Annotated in this window: 5 protein-coding genes and 1 pseudogene; 3 read left to right on the top strand and 3 right to left on the bottom strand. The window is 46.9% G+C overall.

Features of this window, described 5'->3' with window-relative positions; translation table 11 throughout:
• Positions 1 to 1,132 (bottom strand): annotated as a pseudogene (locus ACP5KC_RS08490) (FAD-dependent oxidoreductase); the annotation flags it as partial.
• A gap of 150 nt (positions 1,133 to 1,282) precedes the next feature.
• Here ACP5KC_RS08490 and ACP5KC_RS08485 point away from each other — a divergent pair.
• The 3 genes from ACP5KC_RS08485 to ACP5KC_RS08475 are packed head-to-tail and all read left to right on the top strand — an operon-like array spanning position 1,283 to position 3,324.
• On the top strand, positions 1,283 to 2,233 hold the full coding sequence (locus ACP5KC_RS08485; protein WP_424741001.1) for a phosphotriesterase family protein: 951 nt from the start codon (positions 1,283 to 1,285) through the stop codon (positions 2,231 to 2,233).
• Positions 2,234 to 2,279: 46 nt separating this feature from the next.
• Positions 2,280 to 2,579: a PTS sugar transporter subunit IIB gene (locus ACP5KC_RS08480; RefSeq protein WP_424741000.1), complete on the top strand. Its 300-nt coding sequence runs from the start codon at positions 2,280 to 2,282 to the stop codon at positions 2,577 to 2,579.
• Positions 2,572 to 3,324 carry a creatininase family protein gene (locus ACP5KC_RS08475; RefSeq protein ID WP_424740999.1) on the top strand — a complete coding sequence of 251 codons (753 nt, stop codon included), beginning with the start codon at positions 2,572 to 2,574 and terminating at the stop codon, positions 3,322 to 3,324. The genes ACP5KC_RS08480 and ACP5KC_RS08475 overlap by 8 nt, the downstream gene beginning before the upstream one ends.
• Here ACP5KC_RS08475 and ACP5KC_RS08470 read toward each other — a convergent pair.
• Entirely contained in the window at positions 3,304 to 3,765 is a 462-nt protein-coding gene (locus ACP5KC_RS08470) for a PTS sugar transporter subunit IIA (RefSeq protein ID WP_424740998.1), read from the bottom strand. The genes ACP5KC_RS08475 and ACP5KC_RS08470 overlap by 21 nt on opposite strands.
• 33 nt (positions 3,766 to 3,798) lie before the next feature.
• Positions 3,799 to 5,097 carry a PTS transporter subunit IIC gene (locus ACP5KC_RS08465; protein ID WP_428287273.1) on the bottom strand — a complete coding sequence of 433 codons (1,299 nt, stop codon included), beginning with the start codon at positions 5,095 to 5,097 and terminating at the stop codon, positions 3,799 to 3,801.
• Between the last annotated feature and the right edge of the window lie 731 nt (positions 5,098 to 5,828).

The following is a 5,828-nucleotide window of genomic DNA, read 5'->3' as shown; positions in this document are numbered from 1 at the left end:
AGCCTATACAGGGCCTTATATCGTCAAACGCACCCATCTTCACCTTGAGGGGCCACTCGGGGTCGGCGAGGAGCCCCCTACCCACGGCAATCATGTCTGCTGCCCCCTCGCGAAGCGTTTTCTCAGCTACGTACGGGTCGTCCAGCCTGCCTACAGCTATCACCGGGATCGACACGTTTTTCTTAACTATAGCTGCGAACTCGACAAGACATCCGTGAGGAAGATACTCGGGCGGGTGAGCCATATACCAGCTGTCATAACATCCAGCGTCAACGTGTAGTGCGTCGAAACCGGCTCTCTCGAGCATCTTAGCCATTTCGATGCCTTCCTCGACGTCGCGTCCCGCTTCCCGGAACCTCTCGCCAGGAAGACCTGGATTGTTGTAACCCTTTATGAAATGCTTAACGCCAAATCTATAGATCACTGGAAAATCCTTCCCAACCCTGCTCTTTATCTCGTCTAGAATCTCAATGGGTAGCCTAAGCCTGTTTTCAAGACTACCACCGTATTCGTCATTACGGAAGTTCCACGCGGAAGAGGTGAACTGGTCTAAGAGATAGCCCTCATGACCGTGCAGCTCGACCCCGTCATATCCGGCTAGAAACGCGTGCTCTGCTGCGTCGCCGAAAGCCTTTACAAGCTTCTTTATTTCCTCTCTGCTCAGAGCTCTTGTCTTAATTATCGGGAGCCAGTAGCTAGGCACCTCGGAGGCGGAGACCGGGGTGATTCCCGATAATAGAGCAAGGGTTGCCAAGACCCTTCCAGTCCCTGCTGTGAGCTGTACAAATATTCTAGTGCCCCAATGGTGAACTTCTTCTGTGAGTTCGGAGTGTGAGGTTACATACCTGATAGAGTTAAGGATTGGTAGTAGGTGTCTACCATCGAGTGTTAGTTTCTCGGCCTCGTTTTCGACCCGTGTCAACCCGGTTATTATGAGGCCTACGCCACCCTTGGCACGCTCGACGTAGTAGTCAACTATCCGCCTATTAATCGACCCGTCTTCGTTTACCATTCCAACTAGCCCCATGGGAGCCATAGCGATCCTGTTCTTCACCCAGCATTTTCCAATGCTCATAGGTTCGAAAAGCCTCCACTTATGCGGTGGATCCGTCAAAACGGTCGCTTGCATCATCGCTTAAAATATCACTAGCATTTTATATATATTATTTTTAATACGTTCATTTATTTTCATTGCAAGGAAAAACTCGCATTTGAGTGTGCTCCACGCGAGTCATGAGATTGGGGAAAGAGTTAATTTACCACCTTGACAGTAAGTTAACCGATGACGATTTTAACTGCGAGAGGACCAGTAAGTGACGACGAGCTCGGTTATACGAATCTGCACATTCACCTAGTTGCAATGCCTCCTGCCTGGCTGTACAAGACCCCAACTTTCTCCAATGACCCGGACTATATACTTTCAGATCTGGATAAGGCTGTGGAGGAGCTGAAACTCTATCATGCGTCGGGTGGACAGGCTGCCGTGGACGCTACGTGTCGTGACTACGGGCGAAACCCGAAAGCAATGGTTCAGGTTGTTGAAAGGGTTCCAGAGGTGAAACTCGTACTGGTAACGGGGTTTAATCGGGGGATATATCTCGAAGAATGGTATTACACGGCTTCAGAAGACAAGCTTGCAGAACTTTTTGCAAGTGAGGTGAAAAATGGGATTGAGGGAACCCCTCTAAGAGCAGGACTTATTAAGATTGGTGCCGACTACATGAGAATACTGCCGGTAGAGTCAAAGGGTATGCGTGCCGCTGCGTCAGCACACCTGAGTACCGGTGCGCCAATAGTGGTGCATACAACCCTAGGAACTGCTGCTTTAGAGATACTAGAACTCCTAGAGAGGCAAGGTGTTGATCCTGCTAGCGTGATATTCTACCATGTTGACAGGAACCTTGATGTATACTACTGGGAGGAGATAGCATCGCGCGGCTCATACCTCGTTCTCGACCAAATAGGGAAGGTGAAGTATGCACCGGAGAGTGCAAGAGCTCTTTTCATACTCAACATGGTCAGGAGAGGGTTCGAGAGGCACATCCTGCTTGGAACCGATATTGCAAGACGATCTGAGATGAAGAGCTATGGAGGAGGTCCAGGACTCGATTACTTGTTTGGAAAATTTGTGCCATACTTGAGGAAGGTTTTCGAGAAGGAGGGCGTTGAGGCCGGCCTCGTTGAGAAATTCGTACTTGAGAATCCTAGAAGAGCTCTTAGACTCAGAAAGTAAAAGAAAAATAAGAGGTTATGGAGAATATAGACTGGGGGTCCACGGGATGCCTGTCAGGATCGTAACTGCCTGCGGTCTAGGCACAGGTACAGCTCTCTTTTTAAAAACTGTTGTTGAGAGCGCTTGCAGGAAGTATGGTGTTGACGCCATTGTTGAGACAGCTGATGCCACGCTCGCCTCAAGCCTCAAACCTGACATTATCGTTACAGGACCTGACCTTGCTGAAAGATTTGCCAAGGAGAAGGCGGCTAAAGAGATAGTTGCAGTCTATAACTACGGTAACAGGAAGGAGATAGAGGACAAGCTGCTGGAAGCCCTGAAGAAGCTCGGTGTTCTACGTGGTTAGCGGTGAGTCAAGCTGGGTGGATGTTAAGGAGTATTTGGGGAAGGCGAGTTTTCCAGTAGCTATTCTCCCCGTAGGCGCAGTAGAGGCTCATGGGCCTCATCTGCCTCTTGTTACTGACTCTCTAATAGCGGAGGCTATTGCGCAAGAAGTGGGTAGACGTGTAAACGCGTTTGTTCTTCCAGTTTTTCACTATGGCGCGTTATGGTCCCTGAGGAGTTTTCCAGGCTCTATAAGTATTAGTTCGGGCATGCTTGCAGGAATGATCTACGAGATAGGGCAAGCCATAATGAGGCACGGGTTTAAATTGCTTGTCGTCATTAATAGCCATGTTGGCAATGTTGATGGCTTGAAGGAAGGGCTGCGGAGGCTACTGGATGACGGTCTTAATGTCATGGTCTTCAATCCCTCCCTTATACTGGAGATGGGAGCAAAAGTTGCTGAGAGTCCGTTTTGGCACAAGACTTACTATCACGCCGAGGAAATAGAGACATCTCTGCTTCTGTATCTTGCCCCCCATCTTGTTAAGATGGATAAGGCGGTCATGGAGTACCCCGAGAAGCCATTTGATCTAGAGTACACGTTTATCCCATGGGACAAGCTAACGAGAAGTGGGGTTATAGGGGATGCTACAAGGGCTACTCCGGAGAAGGGGAAAACTATCTTTGAGGGGATCGTTGAAGAAATATCAAGCATGATTTTAAAGGAAGTAGAGAAGCTTCAGTCCTCAGGAGAGGATGGAGGCTAAGCGTCGCAGGGCGTCCTCCTCATTCAAGGCCTCCTTGAGCTCTTTAACGAGTTTTTCACCCTTGTCTAGTAGGATGTTAGCTAATTGTTTCATAACCTCTATGTGGCTTGACTTGTCGGGGGTGGAGAAGGCCATTAGAACGTACACAGGGTCATTGTGGGAGCCGAAATTAACGCCCTGCTTCACCACAACTACTGAGAGGCATAGTTTACGGGCACCGTCCTCGGGCCTCGCATGAGGTATTGCAAGGCCGGGCATGATAGCGATGTAAGGCCCTAACTCTCTACAGGTTTGTATCATCTTCTCGATGTAGTTCTCCTCTATACAGCCGTGGGCCAGCAGCAAGCTCCCAGAATGTCTGGTAGCCTCTATCCAGTCTTTAACAGACCCTATGACGCGTACTCGCCGGTCAATTGCTCTCAAAACAGCTGAGGTCTCCACATGTAACACCTAAAAACAAGAAAAAAATGATTTTTATCTTCGGGTGAACAGCGAGAGCAAGTAAATGATTATCGGGAACCATACGTAGTCAGTGTCCGAGGCCCAACTGAAGAAGTCTCCTATAGCGAAGCCCAGGATAGGCCACATAATGGCTTGTCCAACGGCCATAAGTACTCCCGCTAGAACACCACCTAGAATAGCGCCATAGATACCTGCATATTTGTTCCCGTAGACTGCTGCGGTGGCTCCGTGGAACCATGCGGACATTGTAGGGGCGAAGATGAACCATGGATACTTAAGCACTGTGGAAAATATTATCGACATTATTACCATTGAAATCATGCCTATGATTCCACCATAAGCCATGGAGACCTGTCCATAAGGGAAGAACAGCGGGCAGTCTAATGCTGGAACCGCGCCAGGGACTATCTTCTGTGCAATACCTTGGAAAGCAGGAATGAGATCAGCTATAATCATTCGAACGCCCATGATTAGTATGGCGAAGCCTGCACCAAAGTTGAAAGCCTGCATTATGATCCAGACAACGGGGTGTGTGCCTGCCTGCTGTGCGAGTGAGATAACACTGTCCCAGGCCATAAGACCGACTATAACGTATATTATGAAGTAACTAGCAGTGAGCATCAGCATAGGCTCTCGGAGCCAGCTTAGGGCTGCAGGGAAGGTCAACTCCTCCATGCTCTTATACTTCTTCCCGCTCTTGGCGAGGGGGCGGGTTATCAGTGATGTAAGGAGTACGACAAGAGAGGACGAGTGGCCGAGTACGAAGCCAGCATTCTCATTAACTTCAACGTCGAAGAAGTGTGTATACCATGGCTGGATGATCTGATAGAAAGCCGTGAACAGCGTTGAGGCGATTATCAGAGGCCAGCCTGTCAGTCCCATTATATATCTGAATGAAGCTGTGTAAATTACGGCATTCCAGAATATAAGGTGTCCCGTCAGGAAGATGTATCGGAAGGTTTTGCTTATCCTAGCCACGATCACGTTTATTAGGAAAGCGAACACCATTACTAGGCCTATTTCGAAGCCTAGATTCATTATCACGTTGTTAGTGCCTATTTCTACCTTCACGGGTGGTAGTTTCAGAGCGCTTGAAGCGATGTTTCCTAGCGGGATGAGAGCTCCAACCATAACATTTACTCCAGCTAAGAGTATGACGAGCCCTAAGGCGGTTCTCAGCGTTCCTGAAATAATTTTCTCAATTTTTTCACGCAGCGCTAGGAGGCCAATAAGCGATATTGTTCCCAGAAATAAAGCAGGGGTCCTGAAGACAGCCACTATGAAATTGAGAAGTTCTGTCAGGGGATCCATACATATAAATTAATCGATAATTTCTTATAAGCTTTATCCCTAACCTGTTTGAATATTCAAATATTTTTAGTTTTAGTTTAAAATTCTAAACAATAAGTGGACAATAATCAAAAAGATTGAAACATATTGAAACATAATAATATAAGTCAACTTGAGACAAACCCTATTTTCTCTTTTTAGTAGTATTTTACTCTTCTTATCCTTTGTTCTGTTTTTAACTTCAACTCTGGGAAAAGATATATCTTCCCATTACCTCCCATACTTCTACTTCTGCTCCTTCTGTTATCTTGCTCCTTATCTCCTCCTCGACTGACGCCAGAGCCTTTAGCGTCGAGGTACAGCGTATGTGGTGACTGGCGAGTGCTATATTCCTGATAACACATTAGTAGTCTAACATGTAGAAGTGCATCCATGAATTTTTAGTCAGAGGTTAGCTGTGCAATCGATAAAAGACTTATTGGATGGTCCTTGAAAGAAATTATGTGGCAAAGCAGGCTAAAAAGTGTACGAGAACTTTTCCAAGAAGATCACAAGATTGACGATTCGGTCGGGATCCTATAACCGGCTATCATGGTTTTGAGATTTTCATTATGGGGTAATGCAAAATCCTGCTGTTTTATTATAGGCGTTATTCCTGGACTGCGTTGTATTTAAAGATTTTAGAAGTCGGAACATGGTTTTATTATAAAAATTACAAGGTTACCTTGATGTTTTTATGCTTTGATTAAATC

This window comes from Infirmifilum sp. (assembly GCF_049970975.1).
GTDB classification, from domain to species: domain Archaea; phylum Thermoproteota; class Thermoprotei; order Thermofilales; family Thermofilaceae; genus Thermofilum; species Thermofilum uzonense.
This window is presented reverse-complemented; position numbering and strand designations above follow the sequence as displayed.